The organism is Paenibacillus sedimenti (assembly GCF_014534655.1).
Taxonomy (GTDB): Bacteria; Bacillota; Bacilli; order Paenibacillales; family NBRC-103111; genus Paenibacillus_E; species Paenibacillus_E sedimenti.
The window spans coordinates 1-903 of record NZ_JACVVD010000051.1 but is presented as its reverse complement, the minus strand read 5'-3'; the positions used below and the strand labels follow the sequence as shown (position 1 = coordinate 903).

The following is a 903-nucleotide window of genomic DNA, read 5'->3' as shown; positions in this document are numbered from 1 at the left end:
CTATTCCAGCTAATAGCTTGTCAATATTTAATTATTAATGGTTAATTCATGAGGTGGTATACTTAAAAATGTGTATGGGAAAGAACCGTCCCACTTAGCACGGAAATATATTCCATATATTTCTATTTCGTGCTACTTACTCTAGACGGAACGCTTCCTTAGTAGTCAAGATGGCAAAAATCCAGTGGATGAGTTTATTCACACAAGCAATTATCGCTACTTTGAATAGCTTTCCTTCAGAACGTTTCTTATCATAATAAGCCCTTAATTTTTTATTTCTATTGCTACGAATACCACATCGTACAGCTTGATATAGGGCTGTACGAAGCCTCCTCGAGCCATGCTTCGTGATTTTATTTTGGGTTGCTATAAACTTACCTGAAGAAAAAACACTTGGATCAACGCCGGCAAAGGCCACCAGTTTCTTTGCGTGATCAAACCGATCGATTTCCCCGATCTCAGCTAAAATTGTTGCAGCAATCTTAGTGCCAATACCGGGTATCGATTGGATTAAATCATATTCAAGTAACTCTTCAGCCAGAGCATCTATCGATTTATCAAGGGTTGCTAGGTGTTCCTGGTATTGAAGAAGCAAATTGATGAGCAGCTGTATGGAGATCAAATGGCTTGGAAAAGCCATTTCCTTAAAGGGATTTCGCTTTGCTGCAGCTAATAAAATTTGAGCGCGTTCCAGACACCATAAAGCAGATCTGCTGCGTCCAGTAAGACGTTGGATGGCTGTTGTAATTTCCTTTTCTGACATTTCCAAGACTTCTTTAGACGTCGGGTGTAAGGCTAGAAATCGAAGGGAAACTTTTGAATATAGGTCACCAAACACGCCATGATATTCGGGAAAAACTTGATCCAGAATGGCCTGAAATTGTAGTTTTGCTTGGACATACA

1 protein-coding gene is annotated in these 903 nt (G+C 39.6%); it reads right to left on the bottom strand.

Annotated elements, in window-relative coordinates:
- Nucleotides 1-136: 136 nt before the first annotated feature.
- On the bottom strand, nt 137-903 hold a 767-nt coding region (locus ICC18_RS33355; protein WP_188178683.1), incomplete at its 5' end, for an IS110 family RNA-guided transposase.